Annotated in this window: 18 protein-coding genes; 9 read left to right on the top strand and 9 right to left on the bottom strand. The window is 68.1% G+C overall.

All coding sequences use genetic code 11. The annotated features are described in order from the left end of the window. The first annotated feature begins 447 nt into the window (after window positions 1-447). Genes kdpF through ACFXJL_RS20130 form a run of 4 tightly spaced genes read left to right on the top strand, consistent with a single transcriptional unit; the run spans window position 448 to window position 5,000 of the window. On the top strand, window positions 448-537 hold the full coding sequence (gene kdpF / locus ACFXJL_RS20145; protein WP_329024935.1) for a K(+)-transporting ATPase subunit F: 90 nt from the start codon (window positions 448-450) through the stop codon (window positions 535-537). A 7-nt stretch (window positions 538-544) separates the two neighbouring features. Beyond that, window positions 545-2,209 (top strand): potassium-transporting ATPase subunit KdpA, encoded by a 1,665-nt coding sequence (gene kdpA, locus ACFXJL_RS20140; protein WP_358877791.1) that lies wholly within the window; start codon window positions 545-547, stop codon window positions 2,207-2,209. After that, entirely contained in the window at window positions 2,206-4,311 is a 2,106-nt protein-coding gene (gene kdpB / locus ACFXJL_RS20135) for a potassium-transporting ATPase subunit KdpB (protein ID WP_384694228.1), read from the top strand. The genes kdpA and kdpB overlap by 4 nt, the downstream gene beginning before the upstream one ends. A 5-nt stretch (window positions 4,312-4,316) precedes the next feature. After that, window positions 4,317-5,000, top strand: a complete 684-nt coding sequence (locus ACFXJL_RS20130) for a potassium-transporting ATPase subunit C (RefSeq protein WP_358877789.1) — start codon at window positions 4,317-4,319, stop codon at window positions 4,998-5,000. A 79-nt stretch (window positions 5,001-5,079) separates the two neighbouring features. Here ACFXJL_RS20130 and ACFXJL_RS20125 read toward each other — a convergent pair whose 3' ends face one another. The 6 genes from ACFXJL_RS20125 to ACFXJL_RS20100 all read right to left on the bottom strand — a co-directional run bounded on the left by ACFXJL_RS20125 (window position 5,080) and on the right by ACFXJL_RS20100 (window position 10,707). Beyond that, complete coding sequence (locus ACFXJL_RS20125; protein WP_384694224.1) at window positions 5,080-5,895, bottom strand: N-formylglutamate amidohydrolase; 816 nt, start codon at window positions 5,893-5,895, stop codon at window positions 5,080-5,082. A gap of 78 nt (window positions 5,896-5,973) precedes the next feature. Next, window positions 5,974-7,275, bottom strand: a complete 1,302-nt coding sequence (locus tag ACFXJL_RS20120) for a cation:proton antiporter (RefSeq protein ID WP_358879358.1) — start codon at window positions 7,273-7,275, stop codon at window positions 5,974-5,976. 2 nt (window positions 7,276-7,277) lie between these two features. Continuing rightward, a complete protein-coding gene (locus ACFXJL_RS20115; RefSeq protein ID WP_358879357.1) occupies window positions 7,278-7,748 on the bottom strand; it encodes a TrkA C-terminal domain-containing protein in 471 nt (156 codons plus the stop codon). A gap of 387 nt (window positions 7,749-8,135) precedes the next feature. Continuing rightward, window positions 8,136-9,407, bottom strand: a complete 1,272-nt coding sequence (locus tag ACFXJL_RS20110; protein ID WP_384694221.1) for an ROK family protein — start codon at window positions 9,405-9,407, stop codon at window positions 8,136-8,138. Continuing rightward, window positions 9,407-9,937: a toxin-antitoxin system, toxin component gene (locus ACFXJL_RS20105; RefSeq protein ID WP_329027882.1), complete on the bottom strand. Its 531-nt coding sequence runs from the start codon at window positions 9,935-9,937 to the stop codon at window positions 9,407-9,409. Before ACFXJL_RS20105 ends, ACFXJL_RS20110 begins: the two co-directional genes overlap by 1 nt. 110 nt (window positions 9,938-10,047) lie before the next feature. Beyond that, window positions 10,048-10,707: a helix-turn-helix transcriptional regulator gene (locus ACFXJL_RS20100; protein ID WP_358879356.1), complete on the bottom strand. Its 660-nt coding sequence runs from the start codon at window positions 10,705-10,707 to the stop codon at window positions 10,048-10,050. Window positions 10,708-10,949: 242 nt separating this feature from the next. Here ACFXJL_RS20100 and ACFXJL_RS20095 point away from each other — a divergent pair, with 242 nt between their 5' ends. Further along, complete coding sequence (locus ACFXJL_RS20095) at window positions 10,950-12,014, top strand: helix-turn-helix domain-containing protein (RefSeq protein ID WP_358879355.1); 1,065 nt, start codon at window positions 10,950-10,952, stop codon at window positions 12,012-12,014. Window positions 12,015-12,707: 693 nt separating this feature from the next. Further along, window positions 12,708-13,943, top strand: a complete 1,236-nt coding sequence (locus tag ACFXJL_RS20090; RefSeq protein WP_384694218.1) for an epoxide hydrolase family protein — start codon at window positions 12,708-12,710, stop codon at window positions 13,941-13,943. Between the two features lie 335 nt (window positions 13,944-14,278). Here the strand turns inward: ACFXJL_RS20090 and ACFXJL_RS20085 are convergent, their stop codons facing one another. The 3 genes from ACFXJL_RS20085 to ACFXJL_RS20075 form a co-directional block, all read right to left on the bottom strand. Beyond that, window positions 14,279-14,572 (bottom strand): hypothetical protein, encoded by a 294-nt coding sequence (locus tag ACFXJL_RS20085; RefSeq protein WP_358879353.1) that lies wholly within the window; start codon window positions 14,570-14,572, stop codon window positions 14,279-14,281. A 187-nt stretch (window positions 14,573-14,759) separates the two neighbouring features. Then, window positions 14,760-15,191, bottom strand: coding sequence for a hypothetical protein (locus tag ACFXJL_RS20080; protein ID WP_384633479.1), 432 nt, complete (start codon window positions 15,189-15,191; stop codon window positions 14,760-14,762). Continuing rightward, window positions 15,185-15,676, bottom strand: coding sequence for an ATP-binding protein (locus ACFXJL_RS20075; RefSeq protein WP_358879352.1), 492 nt, complete (start codon window positions 15,674-15,676; stop codon window positions 15,185-15,187). The genes ACFXJL_RS20080 and ACFXJL_RS20075 overlap by 7 nt, the downstream gene beginning before the upstream one ends. A gap of 127 nt (window positions 15,677-15,803) precedes the next feature. On the opposite strand from ACFXJL_RS20075, the gene ACFXJL_RS20070 reads away from it, so the two are divergent. The 3 genes from ACFXJL_RS20070 to ACFXJL_RS20060 all read left to right on the top strand — a co-directional run bounded on the left by ACFXJL_RS20070 (window position 15,804) and on the right by ACFXJL_RS20060 (window position 17,765). Beyond that, the gene (locus ACFXJL_RS20070; RefSeq protein ID WP_329024955.1) at window positions 15,804-16,664 is read left to right on the top strand and encodes a helix-turn-helix transcriptional regulator; all 861 of its coding nucleotides are present in this window, start codon (window positions 15,804-15,806) and stop codon (window positions 16,662-16,664) included. After that, on the top strand, window positions 16,665-16,901 hold the full coding sequence (locus ACFXJL_RS20065; protein WP_329024957.1) for a DUF397 domain-containing protein: 237 nt from the start codon (window positions 16,665-16,667) through the stop codon (window positions 16,899-16,901). Between the two features lie 237 nt (window positions 16,902-17,138). Then, entirely contained in the window at window positions 17,139-17,765 is a 627-nt protein-coding gene (locus ACFXJL_RS20060; RefSeq protein ID WP_384694214.1) for an isochorismatase family protein, read from the top strand. Window positions 17,766-17,821: the final 56 nt, after the last annotated feature.

Raw genomic sequence — 17,821 nt, 5'->3', positions numbered from 1 at the left:
CCCCCTCGCGCCGCGGTCATCGCTGCCGACCGTTGGTCTTGTCAGCCGTCTCTCGGTGACGAACCGTTGTCGTGCCCATCACTCAAACCCGCAAATTACTGCAAATCATCACGAATATCAGCGACCCGCCGTCGATCTTTCACAGTGGGTTCGGGTGGACCGCGCGGATGGATCGTTGGCGCATCCATCGATCAATCGGTCCGATCACCGCATCTCCCGGTGTCGCCGATGTCCTGGCCCCGGTTGCCGTACAGGTTCCGTCAAGAGCAGGTGCCCGGCCGTATGGGACACATCAACGAAACCGGCGGAGTGGCTGAAAAGGGGTTTCCTCGAATCGTCCCATCCCGCCCCACATAGGGAGCTCACGATGGCCGATGTGGCCTTCGTCGTTGTCACGATCGCGGTCTTCGCGCTGGTGGCCGTTGTCGCCAAGGGGGTGGCGAAGCTGTGACTGCCGAGAACGTTGTCGGTGTGATCGTGGCGGTCGCCCTCCTGGGCTATCTCGTCCTCGCGCTTCTGTACCCGGAGAGGTTCTAGCCCGGATATGAGTTCCGTACTTGCCGGTGTGCTCCAGTTGCTGGCGCTCATAGCGGCCTTGGGGTTGGTGTATCGCCCGTTGGGTGACTACATGGCCCGTGTGTATGCGTCGGAAAGGCACTATCGGCCGGAGAAGTGGATCTACAAGGCCATCGGAGCCGACCCCGACACACAGATGCGGTGGCCCGCGTATCTCCGCGGAGTGCTCGCGTTCTCAGCGGTGAGCGTGCTCTTCCTCTATCTGCTCCAGCGGTTGCAGGGGGTGCTTCCGGGGTCGCTCGGCTTCCAGTCGATAGACCCCGACCAGGCCTTCAACACCGCCGCGTCGTTCGTGGCCAACACCAACTGGCAGTCGTACTACGGCGAGCAGGCCATGGGGCACCTGGTGCAGACCGGTGGGCTCGCGGTGCAGAACTTCGTGTCCGCCGCGGTCGGCATGGCGGTGGCCGTTGCGTTGGTACGGGGCTTCGCTCGTTCGCGCACCGGAGAGCTGGGCAACTTCTGGTCGGACCTGGTCCGGGGCACGGTCCGCATCCTGCTTCCGATCTCGGTGATCGCCGCGCTGGTGCTGGTCGCCTGCGGTGTGATCCAGAACTTCGCGGGAATCCATGAGGTCGGTCAGTTCCAGGGCGGAACCCAACAGTGGAACGGTGGCGCGGTCGCCTCCCAGGAGGCCATCAAGGAACTGGGCACCAATGGCGGCGGCTACTTCAACGCCAACTCCGCCCACCCGTTCGAAAACCCCAACGCCATCTCGAACCTGCTGGAGATCTTCCTCATCCTGCTGATCCCGTTCTCCCTCACCCGCACCTTCGGGCAGTTGGTGGGCAACGTCCGGCAGGGGTACGCACTCCTCGGCACCATGGCCGTGATCTGGATCGGGTTCAGCGCCCTGATGATGTGGACGGAGTTCGCCCACAACGGTCCCGCACCGGAAACCGCGGGCGGCTCGATGGAGGGCAAGGAGACCCGGTTCGGCATCGCGGGCTCCTCCCTGTTCGCCGTGGCGACGACTCTCACGTCCACGGGCGCGGTCAACAGCTTCCACTCCTCGTACACCGGGTTCGGCGGTGGCATCACCATGCTGGGGATGCAACTGGGCGAGATCGCACCCGGGGGTGTGGGGTCGGGACTGTACGGAATGTTGATCATGGCGATCATCGCGGTCTTCCTGGCCGGTCTGATGGTGGGCCGCACCCCGGAGTACCTGGGGAAGAAGCTCGGCACCCGCGAGATCAAGCTCGCGGCCTGCTACATCCTGATCACGCCCACCCTGGTGCTCGGTTTCACCGCCGCCGCCCTGGCCCTGCCGACGCCCGGGAACTCGATGACCAACTCCGGCGCCCACGGCTTCTCCGAGATCCTGTACGCCTACACCTCGGGCGCCAACAACAACGGATCGGCCTTCGCCGGTCTGAACGCGGACACCCAGTGGTTCAACACCACCATCGGTCTCGCGATGCTGCTGGGCCGCTTCCTGCCGATCCTCTTCGTCCTCGCCCTGGCCGGCTCCCTCGCCGAGCAGCGGCCCGTTCCCGCCACCGTGGGCACCCTGCGCACGGAGAAGCCCCTGTTCTCCGGGCTCCTGGTCGGCACGATCCTCATCATCACCGGACTGACCTACTTCCCGGCCCTGGCGCTGGGTCCGCTCGCTGAAGGGCTCGCGTCATGAGCACGATGACACCCACCCGGGCACCACACCCGCACGACCCCCGTGACACCGCACCGGTAGCCCATCGGGTCGGCGGCGGCCTGTTCGACCCCCGGCAACTGATCGCCTCCCTCCCCGACGCCCTGCGCAAACTCGACCCACGGGTGATGATCAAGTCCCCGGTGATGTTCGTCGTCCTGGTCGGCTCGGTTCTCACCACCGCCCTCGCCATCACCGATCCCGGCGACTGGTTCGGTTGGGCGATCACCGCTTGGCTCTGGTTGACCACCCTCTTCGCCAACCTCGCCGAGGCGGTCGCCGAGGGCCGGGGCAAGGCCCAGGCGGACACCCTGCGCCAGGCCAAGACCGACACCGTCGCGCGCAGGCTCATAGGTGCCGTCGAGGAACGCGTCCCCGGCACCGAACTGCGCATCGACGACCTCGTGGTCTGCGAGGCGGGGGACGTCATCCCGGGCGACGGGGACGTCGTCGAAGGTGTCGCATCCGTCGACGAGTCCGCGATCACCGGCGAATCCGCCCCGGTCATCCGGGAATCCGGAGGCGACCGCAGCGCGGTCACCGGCGGTACGAAGGTACTGTCCGACCGGATCGTCGTGAAGATCACCACCAAACCGGGGGAGACCTTCATCGATCGGATGATCGCCCTGGTCGAAGGCGCCGCCCGACAGAAGACGCCCAATGAGATAGCCCTCAACATCCTGCTGGCCTCACTGACCGTCGTCTTCCTCCTCGCCGTGGTCACCCTCAAACCGTTCGCCACCTACGCGGGGGCCGACGAACAGACCTCGCTGATCGTGCTCACCGCACTGTTGGTCTGTCTGATCCCCACCACCATCGGCGCCCTGCTGTCCGCGATTGGCATCGCCGGCATGGACCGACTCGTCCAACGCAATGTGCTGGCCATGTCCGGCCGCGCCGTCGAGGCGGCCGGCGATGTCTCGACCCTCCTCCTCGACAAGACGGGCACCATCACGCTCGGCAACCGTCAGGCCGCCGAATTCGTCCCCGTCGACGGAGTGGGTGCCGCCGAACTCGCGGACGCGGCCCAACTCTCCTCCCTCGCCGATGAGACACCGGAAGGCCGATCCATCGTCGTCCTCGCAAAAGAGGCCCATGGACTGCGCGAACGTCACCCGGGTGAACTGACCGGCACCGAATGGGTCCCCTTCACCGCACAGTCCCGCATGTCCGGCGTCAACACCGCCGGCCGTCGTATCCGCAAAGGGGCCACCGGTTCCATCGTCGCCTGGGTCCGGGAGCAGGGAGGTGACATCTCCCCCGACGCCGACCACATCGCCGATGCCATCGCCGAAGCCGGTGGCACCCCCCTGCTGGTCGCCGCCGCCGATGCGGAAGGGGCCCGCGTACTCGGCGTCATCCACCTCAAGGACGTCGTCAAGGAAGGGATGCGGGAGCGCTTCGACGAACTGCGCCGGATGGGCATCCGCACCGTCATGATCACCGGCGACAATCCGCTCACCGCCCGTGCCGTCGCCAAGGAGGCCGGCGTCGACGACTACCTCGCCGAAGCCACCCCCGAGGACAAGATGGCCCTCATCAAGCGCGAGCAGGCGGGCGGCAAGCTCGTCGCCATGACCGGTGACGGCACCAACGACGCCCCCGCACTCGCCCAAGCCGACGTCGGCGTCGCCATGAACACCGGCACCTCAGCCGCCAAAGAGGCCGGCAACATGGTCGACCTCGACTCCAACCCCACCAAACTCATCGAGATCGTCGAGATCGGCAAGCAACTCCTCATCACCCGAGGCGCACTCACCACGTTCTCCATCGCCAACGACGTGGCCAAGTACTTCGCGATCATCCCCGCCATGTTCGCCGTCGTCTATCCCGGCCTCGACAAACTCAACATCATGCGGCTCGCCTCGCCCGAGTCGGCGATCCTGTCCGCCGTCATCTTCAATGCGCTCATCATCATCGCCCTGGTGCCCCTCGCCCTGGGAGGGGTCCGCTACCGACCCGCGAGCGCTGACCGGATGCTGCGACGCAATCTCACCGTCTACGGGCTCGGCGGTCTGGTCGCCCCCTTCATCGGCATCAAGATCATCGACCTGCTCATCTCCCTCTTCCCCGGCATCAGGTGACCGCCATGAACACCTCCATCCGCAACACCGGACGCCTGCTCACGGCCGCGCTGCGCACCCTCCTGGTGCTGACCGTCGTCTGCGGTGTCCTCTACCCCCTCGCCGTCACCGGCGCCGCCCAGACGCTCTTCCCCGACCAGGCCAACGGCTCCGAACTCAAAGCCGAAGGCAAGGTCGTCGGCTCGTCCCTGATCGGACAGACCTACCAGCTCCCCAAGAAGGATCCCGACGACCCGGACGAGGCGGCCCGGCCCGATCTGCGCTGGTTCCAACCGCGCCCCTCCAACGGACTCGGCACCAACAGCGTCAACACCCAGTACACGCTGATCCTCTCCGGGGCGACCAACCGCTCCGCCGACAACGCCGAACTCGTCCAATGGATCGAGGACGCCAAGAAGGCCGTGATCCAGGACAACACGACCGCGGAGCGCAGGATCAGCCCGTCCGAGGTGCCCGCCGACGCCGTCACCTCATCCGGTTCAGGACTCGACCCCCACATCTCACCCGCCTATGCACGACTCCAGGCCCAGCGGGTCGCCGAACGCAACCAACTCCCCGCCGACGAGGTGGAGGCACTCGTGGCGGACCACACCCAGGGCCGCGTCCTCGGATTCATCGGGGAGCCCCGGGTCAATGTCCTGCGACTCAACGCCGAACTGAAGGAACTGGTCTCACGGCAGGCCCGTTGAGCACCACCGCCACGGCGGCGGGGACCCGAACCGGGGTCCCGGCCGCCGTGGCTGGTCGTGGCGTCACTGCGCCACCGGATCAGTGTCCGGCCCGCTGCCCCGGTGTCCATACGTCGACGAGTGCCGCCAAGGCGCTCGCCAGCGTGATCAAGCCCGGACCCGCCGGCCCGCCCGGCTCCTCCAGGTACAGGTCCCGACGGATCTCCACCATCAGCGCACCGACCCGGGCGTCCTTGCCGTAGAAATCCAACGGCACATAGGCACCGGCGAAGGGGGTGTTCACCTCGATGCCACCGCAGTGGGCGAACGCCTCCCGGGCAGCCGTGAGGAGTTCGGAGGGCGTGTGGAATTCGTCCGTACCCAGACAGATCGGTGGTCGCGGACCGTCGCCGTGCAGTTCGTAGGGCAGCCGCCGCGAGGGGTAGGAGTGGACGTCGATCACCACGGCCCTGCCGGTGGCGGCCAACCGGTCCGCCACCGCCGCCGTCATCGAGCGGGCGTACGGATGGAAGTACCGCGAGATCAGCGGCTGCGGATCCACCGACTCCCGCAGCGTCCCGCCCTGGGTGGTGCGGGTGTAGACCGCGCCCATCCCAACGGTCGCCATCTCCTCACGCTCATCGGGGAACCGCTCGGGATCGACGACCAGTCGTGAGAGTTCGTTGACGAACTGCCACGGCCGCACCGCCGCCCGCTCGGCCGCCGCAGCCGCCAACCGAGCGGTGTGGGAGTCGGTGATGTGGTCGAGTTCCCGCTCCAGCGCCTCATCGTCGAGGACGATGCCCGCACGCACCGCATCGGGGATCGCCCGCGAGGAGTGCGGTACGTGAAGGATCACCGGGGACTCGTGCGCGCCGGGCAGCAGCGCGAAGGAGTCGGGGTGCTCAGATGTCATGGATCGCTCTCTTCGGGCGGTTCCCGAGGGGGTGAGGAATGCGAGAACGGGCCGTGTGCCCGGACGGACGCCCTTCGACTACCGAGGGTCGATCACGATGACACCGTCCTTCTCAGGGCCGGGGACGTGCCCCTCCTGCGCCGGTACGTCGGCTCCCGTGGCCTCCGGGGGGAGAGCCGCACCCTGCGCCGGGCCGTCGTGGCACTCGGGCAACGGCTCCTTGCGGCTGCGGGTCTTCTGCGCCCGGGCCACCAGAGGTTCGGTCCAGCGGGCGGCCAGTGGCCCCAGCACCACCAGGATCAGGACGTACGCCGTGGCGATCGGGCCGATCCTCGGTTCGGTGGCGACGGCCAGACCGGCGATCACGATGGAGAACTCACCACGGGCGACCAGTGCGCCGCCCGCCCGCAGTCGACCACGTGGTCCGATCCCGACCCGACCGGCCGCGTACCAACCGGTGAGGATCTTGGTGACCGCCGTGATCACGGCGAGCAGCAGTGCGGGCAGCAGCACCGGGGGAATCGCCGTCGGATCCGTGGAGAGTCCGAAGAAGACGAAGAACACCGCCGCGAAGAGGTCGCGCAACGGCGTGAGCAGCTTGCGCGCGCCCTCGGCGACCTCACCCGACAGTGCGATGCCCACGAGGAAGGCACCGACCGCGGCGGAGACCTGGAGCTCCTGCGCGATGCCCGCCACCAGCAGTGTCAGACCGAGCACCACCAGGAGCAGCATCTCGGGATTGTCCGATGAGACCGCACGGCTGATCAGCCGTCCGTGTCGCAGTGCCAGATAGAGCACGATGCCGACCGCGCCGAGCGCGATCAGCAGGGTGATGCTGCCGCCGGCGAGCCCGACACCCGCGAGCAGCGCGGTCAGCAGGGGGAGGTAGACGGCCATCGCCAGGTCTTCCATGACCAGGATGCCGAGGATCACCGGTGTCTCCCGGTTGCCCAGGCGCCCCAGATCGGTCAGCACCTTGGCGATCACACCGGAGGAGGAGATCCAGGTGACACCCGCGAGGGCGACCGCCGCCACCGGCCCCCAGCCCAGCAGGAGTGCCGCTGCCGCACCCGGCAGCGCATTGAGGACGAAGTCCACCGCGCCCGACGGGTACTGGGTCTTCAGACTGCCGACCAGTTCGGACGCCGAGTACTCCAGGCCGAGCAGGAGCAGGAGCAGGATGACGCCGATCTCCGCGCCCACGGCGACGAAGTCCTCGCTGGCGCTCAGCGGCAACAGCCCGCCCGTGCCGAACGCGAGCCCCACCAGCAGATAGAGCGGGATGGGGGAGAGGCCGATGCGTCCCGCGAACCGGCCTATCAGCCCCAGACCGAGAATGATCGCACCCAGCTCGATCAGCAGTTCGGTGGTGTGGTGCACGCTCAGCCTCCGGCGATGATCTCGACGAGGGCGTCGACGCCCTCACGGGTGCCGACCGCGACCAGGGTGTCGCCGAGGGCGAACCTGAAGTCCGGGCCGGGTGACGGGTGTGCGCTCGTGCGTCGCAGTACGGCCACGATCGAGGCACCCGTACGGCTGCGGGCTTCCGTTTCGCCGAGCAGTCGGCCCAGGTAGGGGGAGCGGGAGCTGACGGGGATGTGCTCCGTGACCAGATCGATCCCATCGGTCCGCACGGCGTCGATCGGGGCGGGGTCGATGAGGTGAGCCAGCGCGGTCGCCTCGGCGGAGGAGAGGGGCACCTCCAACTGACAGGCGTCCGGGTCGTCTGACGCGTAGAAGCCGAGGAACCGCCGTCCATCGTGGTGGACGACGACCGAAATGTGTCGTCCTGCCTCGGTGGTGAAGTCGTACTGCGTTCCGACTCCTGGCAGTGAGGTGCGACGGGTGCCCATGTTCGCCTCCGAGGCGTGGGTCGTCCTCTCACCGCAGTCGGGTGAGCGGTAACTGGAATGAGATGTACCGGACAGTCTAAGGAGTCGATCAGGGCTGGTGGGAAGGGGTTCTCGCGAAGGGCTCGTCGAAGGTGCCCGTCGGGCTGGTGCGGAGGCAGGGAAAGCCGATACGGAGGCCGGCAATCGGCCGTGCTCGGGGGCGGTGCACGGTCGGTACGGGTCTCGGTCCAACCTGCCCGAACCGATTCCACTTCCACGCTTCCCGAACCGGCACTGGAACCTCCGCGGCCCCCTGGGCGGCCGACCGGTTGTCTGACGGTCCCTCGGCGGGCGGGCGGGCGGGCGCCGTGCCGCGGCTCAGGCTGTTCGGGCTGCTTGGCGCGCCGGTCAGCCCGTCGCTGCTCGCTGTGCGTACAACAGCGGATCCGAGAGCACGTCCTGCACCACCAGCCCTGCCGCACCCCGAGCCGCGTCCGCCGCCGGGGAGGCGGCCCGTAACCGGGTGCCCGTCTGCGGCCACAGGCCCGAGACGACATGGGTGGAGAGTTCGATCGAGGCGCCCGGGATCAACCAGGGCGCCAGCGGGCCGTAGATGCCGCCGAGGACGACCGCCGCCGGGTCGAAGAGGTTCACGGCGCCCGACAGTACCCGGCCCAGCATCAACCCCGCCTGGTTGAGCGCGGCCAGGGCCCTGCCGTCGCCGGTGCGGGCCCGGCGTTCCAACTCGGCCAGCGCGGCGCCACCGCTCGACCGGTCGATGTGCGCCGCACTCAGCATTGCCCGCTGCCCCGCGTACTGCTCCAAGCAGCCCCGTGCGCCGCAGCGGCACTCGGGGCCGTCCTTGGCCACCATCACATGTCCGAGCTCGCCGGCGAAGCCGTGGGCGCCCCTGAGGAGTTCGCCGTCGAGGACCAGGGCGCCTCCGACACCGATCTCCCCCGTCAGATAGAGGAAGGTGCGGACGCGTCCGAGACTGCCGAACCAGAGCTCGGCCAGGGCTGCCAGATTGGCCTGGTTCTCCGAGCGGACGGGGAGCGCGGGCAGTTCCGGGCGAAGGGCGGCGAGGGCGTGGGTGAAGGGTTCTTCTGCCGTCACCTGGCTCCAGCCCAGATTGGGCGCCTGCCATACCGTGCCGGACGACACCAGCCCGGGGAGGGCCAAGGTGGCTCCGACGGGCCGTAAGTCCTGTTCCGCTGCGGAGACGAGGGCGCGCGCCGTGATCGCCGCCGCCCGGCAGAGCACCTGTGCCGGGGGAGCCCCGCGGTTGTCGAGGTGCTCCACCAGCCGAACCCGGTCCGTGCCCGCCAGATCGACCACGCAGACGGCGACATGGTCGACGTTGATCTCCGTACCGATGCCGGCGACCCCGGTTCGCGCCACCTTCAGCACCGTGCCCGGACGCCCCGCCAGCCCGCTGAACGTCTTCCCCGACTCGGAGAGGAATCCGCCGTCCAGGAGTTGTTCCACGAGGGAGGAGATGGCGGCACGGGTCAGTCCCACCCGGGCGGAGACCCCCGCTCGGGTGATCTCACCGGCGTCGCGCACCGCGCGGAGCACCAGACTGAGGTTGTGGCGTCGCACCGTGTCCCGGCCGGCCTTCGGCTCCAGCGGGTCCCGACTGACCGCGCTGGTCAGTCGCACGCGTGCGCGCGGGTCCATCAGCCCTGTGGTCCCCGGTATCCCAGGGACGCCTCGATCCTGCCGGCGAGCCCTTCCCGCCGTCTGGGGCCGCGACTGGTGGATCCGGCCAGCCAGGAGCGGCACTTGCTGCCGAGGAGGAGGCCGAAACTCTCCGCGTCGTTCTCCTCGGACTGGTCGAAGCGGGTGCGGGCGGCCACCTTGAGGACGGTTGCCTGGAGATCGGCCTCGTCCGACAGCAGCCGGGCGGCGACCGCGGCGCCCTCGACGTGATGGGTGCAGTGGCCGGCCTTCATATGCCACAGCTCGTGCCCGAGGATGACGAGTTGGTGGTCGGGGGCGGTCCGCTCCTCGATCACGATCAGGTCCTGATCGGTCATGTCGAGCCAGAGCCCGCTGGCCGTACCGGGAGGAAAGCTCGCCATGCGATACCGCACGGGCCGGCCCCGACGCTTGCTCATCTGGCCGCACAGGGCCGCGTAGAGGTCAGCGGGCTCGGCCGGGGCGGGCAGATCGATTCCGGCTACCAGCTCGCCGCAGAGCCGACGCATTTCTTTGCCAATGCTCACCGTTCTCCTCTCCCCCTCCGCGCCCGTACGCATGCGTGCGGCACTAACCCTGCCCTGACATCAGTCCTCATCTGAAGTCATGTTTCCGTCAGTCATGCGTCCGTCGGCTTCGTTGAATCGGCCGGTTCTGTCGGTTTCACACTTTCGAGCAGCATGTCGAGCCACTCGGTGACCTTGTCCCGGTGCTTGTCCGTGGGCAGTTGGGCGGCTCGCCAGGCGATGCCCCGCACCCCGTGGTCCTGGAGCAGTCGCTCCAGCGGATCGCCCTCGCCGGCGTAGTCCTGGAGCAGGCGCTGTTCGGTGCGTTGGAGCGCGCCGTTGAGCGCGTCGGCGTCGTCGGCGGTCAGGAAGCCCGCGTGGACCTTGAAGAACCGCTGGATCGCGTCACAGTGCTCCATGGTCGGGCGGCGGTCCCCGTTGATCAGCGCACCCGCCTGCTGACGGGACATGGCGGCGCCGTCCGCGATCTCCTGCTGGGTGTAGCGGCGCCCGTTGGGTTTGAGTCGGGTGCGTCGCAGCAGGTCGAACCGCTGGAGGAAGCGGGCTTGGAGGTCGGGTTGACCTGCGGGTCTTCCCTCCAGGAGCGCACCGACCACGTCGGTGGGGACTCCCGAAGCCTCGGAGAGTTTGTGTACGTCGAAGACCTCGCTGTGGCTTAGTCCTACTCTGCCAGCGAGTTCGGCGACGCGGGCGACCGACGCCGCCAGGGGGCCTGCGGTTGCCGGGCCCGGAACCAAGAAGCCGTCTGTCACCAGTAGGTCTCCTAGATCACGCGAGATGGCTCCGCACACAGTTGGCTGCCCGGAGATTAACCGTTTCCCGGACCGTCAGCCAGGTATTGCCACAGCTGTGGCGCGATCTCGGCGTTCAGCGACGTGGAATGCCACGATAGTTGACATGGTCGCTCCTGCGGTAGCAGGATCACCAGGCGGGGTGAAGATCAAAAGGCGCTACCGCGGCGGTACTTCGGGAAGCGGGAAGGGTGGCGTTCTCGATGACACATGAGGCGGGTGTTGACCGTCCTGGTGTCCACGGACGTCGAGGGTGCGCGGCTGCGGGCCGCGGGACCCTCCGGTCAAGGAGGCTCACCGACATACTGCGGGGACGTCGGGAAGAGCTGGGGCTCAGCGAGGCGGAGGTTGCCGCGCGGCTCGACATCAGTGCAGGTGCGTACGGCAATTGGGAGCGTGCGGCCTCGGAGGAGTGGACCGACGACAAGCTCTACGCCCTCGTCAAGGCGTTGGAGATGACCGACCAGCAGGGCGGCTGGCTCTTCCGGCTCGCCGTGGACCGCGAGCCGCCCACGGCACTCGGGGGAGTGAAACCGCGGGTGACCTCGCCCCTGGGCCCCGCGCGACCCTCGGGGCCCGCGTTCCCCTCCGGCCCCCTCCGTACCTATGTACCGCTGCCCACGCCCGTCCGGCCCGCGGAGCTGCCGTCCGCGGAGGAGGAGCCCGGTCTTCAGGACCCCGGCATCAGGGCCTATTTGCGCGACTACGCGGCGATGATGGACTCCGTGCCCCTGCCGTCGGTCCTCTTCGACCAGCGCTGGGACGTGGCACATGTGAACCCGGCGTTCCAGATGCTGTTCCGTGCCATGGGGCAGCACCCCACGGCGATGCCGGACCAGAACTTCCTGCGGTTCGTCCTGTTCCATCCCGATGCCGGGGCCGTACTGGGTGATCGGGAGACGAGTTGGTGCCTTCCGCTCCTCGCCCAACTGGAAACAGCTCTGGAGCGCTACGAGAACGACGGGGTGCTTCAGGCCATTCGCAGTGACATCGCCAACGACCCGATCATGGACGCAGCCTATCGCTGTGGACTGCCCCACTGGATGAGGGCCACGGGAGCCGCAGCCGTACACCACGACGGGGCTGTACGGCCGCTGTACCACCCGGACCCCGAGTGGGGGCATGCCGAGTGCCGGATCGTGGACGAAACGCCAGCGACACTTCAGGACCGGGGATACACCCGTATGACGCTGGTGCTGCGCGAGCGGCCGTCCACATCCGGCACCCGGCGGGGCAAGGCCCATCTGCGGGCCGTCTCGGGCGGCTGACGAAGCCCGGGACACCCTGCGATGTTCTGGGGCCGGCAACCGTACGGAAGCGGACCAGGCGGCCGTACGTGTCCGGGGGACAGGGCGCAGCGACAGCCCCTGTGCGTTCGGGCACGGACCGGGCGACCGCGCTTCCCGTGCTCTCGATCGGCCGCCGCCGTGCTCCTGGCAGGTCTCGGCGCATCGTCGCTTCGCTTCGGGTCGCGCTGCGGGCGGCCGTCGGAGGCGACGGCCAGCGCTCCCGCCGAGAGCCGGTCGATCCATGTGCTTCCTTCCCCTGGCGCATGCATTCCCTCCGTCTTGACGTCGTCGCTCACGAACTGACTTCCTGACTTCCCAGCGCGCGGCAGCCGGTCAGCCGGTCAGCCGTTTGCAAGAAGCAACGGAGCATCTTTGCCGTGGACGGGGCGCAGTGGACGGGGCGCCGTGCGGCGGGCGTCACGCGCGGCGAAACAGGAGGCGCAGGCCCGGGGCCGAGGTGGAAACGCCCTATCGTCGGACCCGTTGAGCGTTCACCGTCGGTGCCAGTGGGTCGAGCCGCGGCGAAAGGAGCGCATCGGTCCCCGGCCGACGTGACCCGTCCCACCGACAGGCGCTCGCGCGTCCCTGCCCGCACTCCTCGAATCGTCACGGCTCACGGCCCGCCCCCACCGACCGGCGAGATCGCTTCCCCACCCAGTAAGGAACCATGCGATGACCAGCCCGCACGCCTTCCCCCTGGAGCCCACCCCGATCCATGTGCCCGACAAGGTCCTCGCTGACCTGCGCACTCGGCTCGCATCGACCCGTCCGTCGCTGGACGAAGGAAATGAAGACTGGTCCTACGGCGTCCCGAGCAGCTATCTCGGTGAGCTCCTCGCCCACTGGCGGGACGGCTATGACTGGCGCAAGGCCGAGGCCGCCATCAACGCCCACGAGCACTACCAGGTGAGCGTCGCCGGTGTCCCGGTGCACTTCATGCGCAAGCCCGGCCGCGGTCCTCGCCCGATCCCGTTGATCCTCACCCACGGTTGGCCGTGGACGTTCTGGCACTGGTCGAAGGTGATCGACCCGCTCGCCGACCCGGCCGCGTTCGGAGGCGACCGCGCCGATGCGTTCGACGTCATCGTGCCGTCGCTGCCCGGCTTCGGATTCCCCGGTCCGCTCACCGGATTTGCGGACGTCAACTTCTGGAAGGTCTCCGACCTCTGGCACACCCTGATGACCGAGACGCTGGGATACGAGAAGTACGCCGCCGGAGGCTGCGATATCGGCGCACTCGTCTCCAGCCAGCTCGGCCACAAGTACGCCGACGAGTTGTACGGCATCCACATCGGCTCCGGGCTGCCGCTCGACTTCTTCACCGGCCACCGTGCCTGGGACTTCGCCCGGAACCGGCCGCTCGCGGACGACCAGCCCACCGATGTCAGGTCCCGCATCATCGAGTTGGACCACCGCTGGGCATCCCACCTCGCCGTCCACATGCTCGACGGCGCCACCCTGGCCCATGGGCTGAGCGACTCGCCCGCCGGCCTGCTCGCCTGGCTGCTGGAGCGCTGGAACGCGTGGAGCGACAACGGTGGTGACGTGGAGTCCGTCTTCGCCAAGGACGACCTGCTCACCCACGCCACGATCTACTGGGTGAACAACTCCATCGCCACGTCGATGCGTTACTACGCCAATGCCAACCGCTATCCGTGGGCTCCCTCCCACGACCGCACCCCGGCCGTGCAGACCCCGGTCGGCCTGACCTTCGTCACCTACGAGAACCCGCCCGGCGTCCGGACAGCCGACGAGCGCGTACGGGCCTTCGAGACCGGTCCGCAAGCCGACTGGTTCAACCATGTGAACGTCAACGCCCATGACCACGGAGGCCACTTCATCCCCTGGGAGAACCCCGATGCCTGGGTGAGCGACCTGCGCCGTACTTTTCGCGGTCGCAGGCCCTGACCGACCCTGCGGGCCCGTCAGGCCCGCCGAGGCAGCCGATCACAGCGGATGGAACGGGCGTGGAACGTCCGCCCCCGAACATGCGTGGGGCGGCCGACGTGTCCTCCCCAGGACACCTCGACCGCCACCACTTCGGGCCGGGCCCGGCCTCCCCCCAGGAGGCCGGCCCCTTGAGCAGGTGCTCCCCCGCCTTCCCCCGCGCGGAAGCCTGCTCTACCCTTCCCCCATTTCCCCCGTGGTCCGGGTGGTTCGGGATGGTCCGACGTCTTCACCGTGTACTGCTGCCGTGCACCGCCCGTGACCGCTCTGCGGTCCGTTCCCCGGGCGGCTCGCCCTCACCTCAGGGACGCGATCGCCCATTCCGCCGCCAGGCAGACGGCCACTCCGGTTCCCAGCACCACCGTGGCCACGCGCGTACGCCCCTGCTTGCTCAGTACCAGGGCACTCCCCGAGAGAATCAGGGCGATGCCGTAGAACCCCATCGTGAGGACCGAGTGGGTGCTCCCGAGCCGAAGGGCCAGCATCAGTCCGACCGCGACCATGATGGCCGCGGAGAGCGCTATGCGGACATGACGAGCCTGACGTGGGGTGAGCCCCTGCCGTTCTGGGTCCGTGTTGGCTTCCGACATGCCCGGAAGACTATCCGTCTCGTCTGGGACCCGAGTGCCCGGTCCTGCGGTTGCGGTGATCACCACGTGCTGGGTCCCCTTCCTTGCCGTCCGTCGTTTCCACCGGGCATCGGGCAGTACTGACCGTGGTCGCCGCTGTGCACAGCGTCAGTCATCGCACCCCGCCTCACTGCTCGCACCGATGTTCCTATCTGAAGGGGCGGCCCTGACCGCGTCCGGTGCCATCCACTCTCCATAGCGGCGCGGTGCCGGTCAGTTGGCAGGCCACAAGGTAAAGCGGAATCGGTGGTGTGTAGGGGCTGCGGTCGTCGGGCCAACGAATCAGCCGGGGGTCGGTTGCCGGTACACAAGCGCCCTGGGCGTAGTGAGAGGGCAAGGGCCAGGTCAACTCCTGGTCGGAGCCGGTCGGGACGATCCACCACCACCAGTCAGCATCCGCGAAAACACAGCCATTGCGGGGCAGCCGCCTCAGCAACCGGAATCCGAAGCGAGCCGGTACGCCCACCGCGTCGCAACCGAGTGTGGCCACGACCGTGGGGGGCAGGACCAGCCTGGTCAACCCTGCGACCTCCGTGCGCCGGCTGGTCCAGCTCAACCGGGCGGTCAACTGTTTCAACAAGATCGCTCCGTCCGTTGCGGAAAGTCCGCGCCGTACGGGACGTCCGTGTGGAGCAGCTCTGCCCAGACGACTCGACCGCTGCCCTGCTGGGTGGCGTGCGCCCCCCATGAGCTGGATACGGCCTCCACCAGGAGCAGACCACGTCCTCGCTCCTCGGCGGCTTGGGTGTGGCACACCCGTGGGCCGCTGGGTGCGCAGCCCTGGTCCCGCACGCTGATCCGCAGCCGTTCGACATCGTTGAGCAACTCGCAGGAGATCCGATGGCTTCCGCTGTGGACGACGGCGTTGGTGACCAGTTCGGAGACCACCAGCATGGCTGTGTCATGGACGTCGCCGCCTATGCCCCAGCAGTCCAATCGATCGCGAGCGAGCTTTCGGGCCGTGGAGACATACTCGACGCGCGCCGGCAGCTCGAAGCCGTACCGATGGTGGTCGGCCCCGGAGCACGGGTCCAGGAGTGGGGCGTGGAGCGCGTCACGATTCACCTGACCACTGTTGCGTTGGAATGGACAACTTGGCAAGACCCACTCTGAAAATTTCAGAGTGGGCATATTCATCGATGCGAGCGCGTGGCAGACTGCTGCCAACAACAGCACGTGGGGAGGTCTCGAAGTGAGTGAACCGCGGTCCGCCCCCACGGTGGGGCAGGTCGTACTCGGCAAGCGCTTGCAGGATCTGCGCGAGCGCGCCGGGCTGAGGCGCGAGGAAGCAGCCAAGGTCCTTCGGGTTGCCGCGGGCACGATTCGCCGCATGGAGACCGCCGAGGTCGCCCTGAAGATCCCGTACGTGCAGCTACTTCTGGGCGCCTATGGAATCAGCGATCACGAGGCCCGCGGGTTCATCGAACTCGCCGAGGAAGCGAACAAGCCGGGCTGGTGGCAGCGCTTTCACGATGTGCTGCCCGGCTGGTTCAGCATGTACGTCAGCCTGGAGGGTGCGGCGAGCCTCATCCGGGCCTATGAGCCGCACTTCGTGCCCGGTCTGCTCCAGACGGAGGAGTATGCCCGGGCCATCATGCTCAGCGGTGCCGTGGGTCAGACCGACCCCGATGACATAGAGCGTCATGTGGCGCTGCGCATGGAACGCCAGGCCCTGCTGACCCAGCCCAATGCGCCGAGGCTGTGGGTGATCATGGACGAGACGGTCTTCCGTAGACCCGTGGGCAGTCCGGCGGTGATGAGGGGCCAGATCGATCGGATCCTCGAAGGCGCTGAACTGCCCCATGTGACGCTACAGATCGCACAGTTCTCCTCGGGGCACCATCCCGGTACCTATGGGCCGTTCGTGCTGTTCCGCTTCGCCGTCCCCGAACTCCCCGACATGGTCTACAGCGAGTACCTGACGGGTGCGGTCTATCTCGACGCGCGCCCCGAGGTCGCTTCCCACCTGGAGGTTTTGGACCGCATGGCGGCTCAGGCGGCGCCTGCACAACGCACGAAGGAGATCCTCCGGGGTCTCCGCAAGGAGCTATGAATGGACCACATATACAACGGCATGCCGGCCACCGAGTTGGGTGAGGTGGGCTGGCACAAGCCGTGGAGCGGTGGTAACGGCGGCAATTGCTTCGAGACCATGAAGCTCGCCGACGGTCGGGTCGCGGTGCGCCAGTCCGCCGATCCCGGCGGGCCCGCCCTGATCTACACGCCGAGCGAGATCGCCGCGTTCATCCAGGGAGCCAAGGCCGGACAGGCCGATTTCCTGCTCACCTGACCGTTCGACCGCTGGGGCATGGCCCCTGTTCGTTGCCGCGCCCGTTGTCGCGCCTTTTGCCTCGGTGCATGCATGAAGGACGGGGCACCCATGAAAGGGCACCCATGAAGGACAGGGCACCCATGAGGGGCCGGCGCGTTCGACGCACAGGCACCGGCGTGCGGGCGACATGGCCGCACGCCGTCACCTACAGTACACGCGCTACCACCCGACGCTCCGACCTCTGGAGGATTCCGCATGCCCGATGAGCAGACCGGTGCTGCGGTCGGGGGAGGGTTCGTCGAGTCCGGGGCTTGGATTTCCGTTCCACGTTCAACCAGTGCGGTTGCGCAGGCGTTGGTCCTCGTCGATGCCCAGCGGGGATTCCTCCGCGGGGAGCAGGCCGTGCCCGATGCCGATCGGCTCATCGACCGCTGCACCCTCCTGCTCGACCGCGCCCGCGCCGCAGGCGCGCTGATCGTTCATCTGCGCAACGACGGCGAGCCGGGTGCGGTCGACGAGCCGGGCTCGCCGGGTTGGCAGCTCCAGCTACCGGTGGTCGAGTCAGACGACGAGCACGTCGTGTCCAAGGAGGACGACGACGGGTTCACCGGGACGGACCTCGGTGCGCTCCTCGACCGCAGGGGCGTACGGAGCGTTGTGATCGGCGGTGTGCTGTCCGAGATGTGTGTCAGCGCGACCGCCCGCGGTGCGCTGGAGCGCGGGCTGGACGTCGTCCTGCCCCATGACGCCCATGCCAGCTACGGGCTCGACGACCTTCCCGCGTCGGTCGTTTCCCGAGTGGCCGAACACGCGCTGGGTTCGGATCCGGTGTTCGTCCAGACGTCCGAGGCCGTACGGTTCACCTCGGCCGCTGCCGAATGACCGGCTGAGCGGGCAGGTCTCACAGCGGCTTCACCCCGCTCGATCCGGGGCCCGGA

Origin of the sequence: Streptomyces sp. NPDC059256, assembly GCF_042753785.1 — a bacterium.
Taxonomy (GTDB): Bacteria; Actinomycetota; Actinomycetes; order Streptomycetales; family Streptomycetaceae; genus Streptomyces.
The sequence above is the reverse complement of the archived record's forward strand: the minus strand, read 5'-3'. Positions and strand labels throughout refer to the sequence as shown.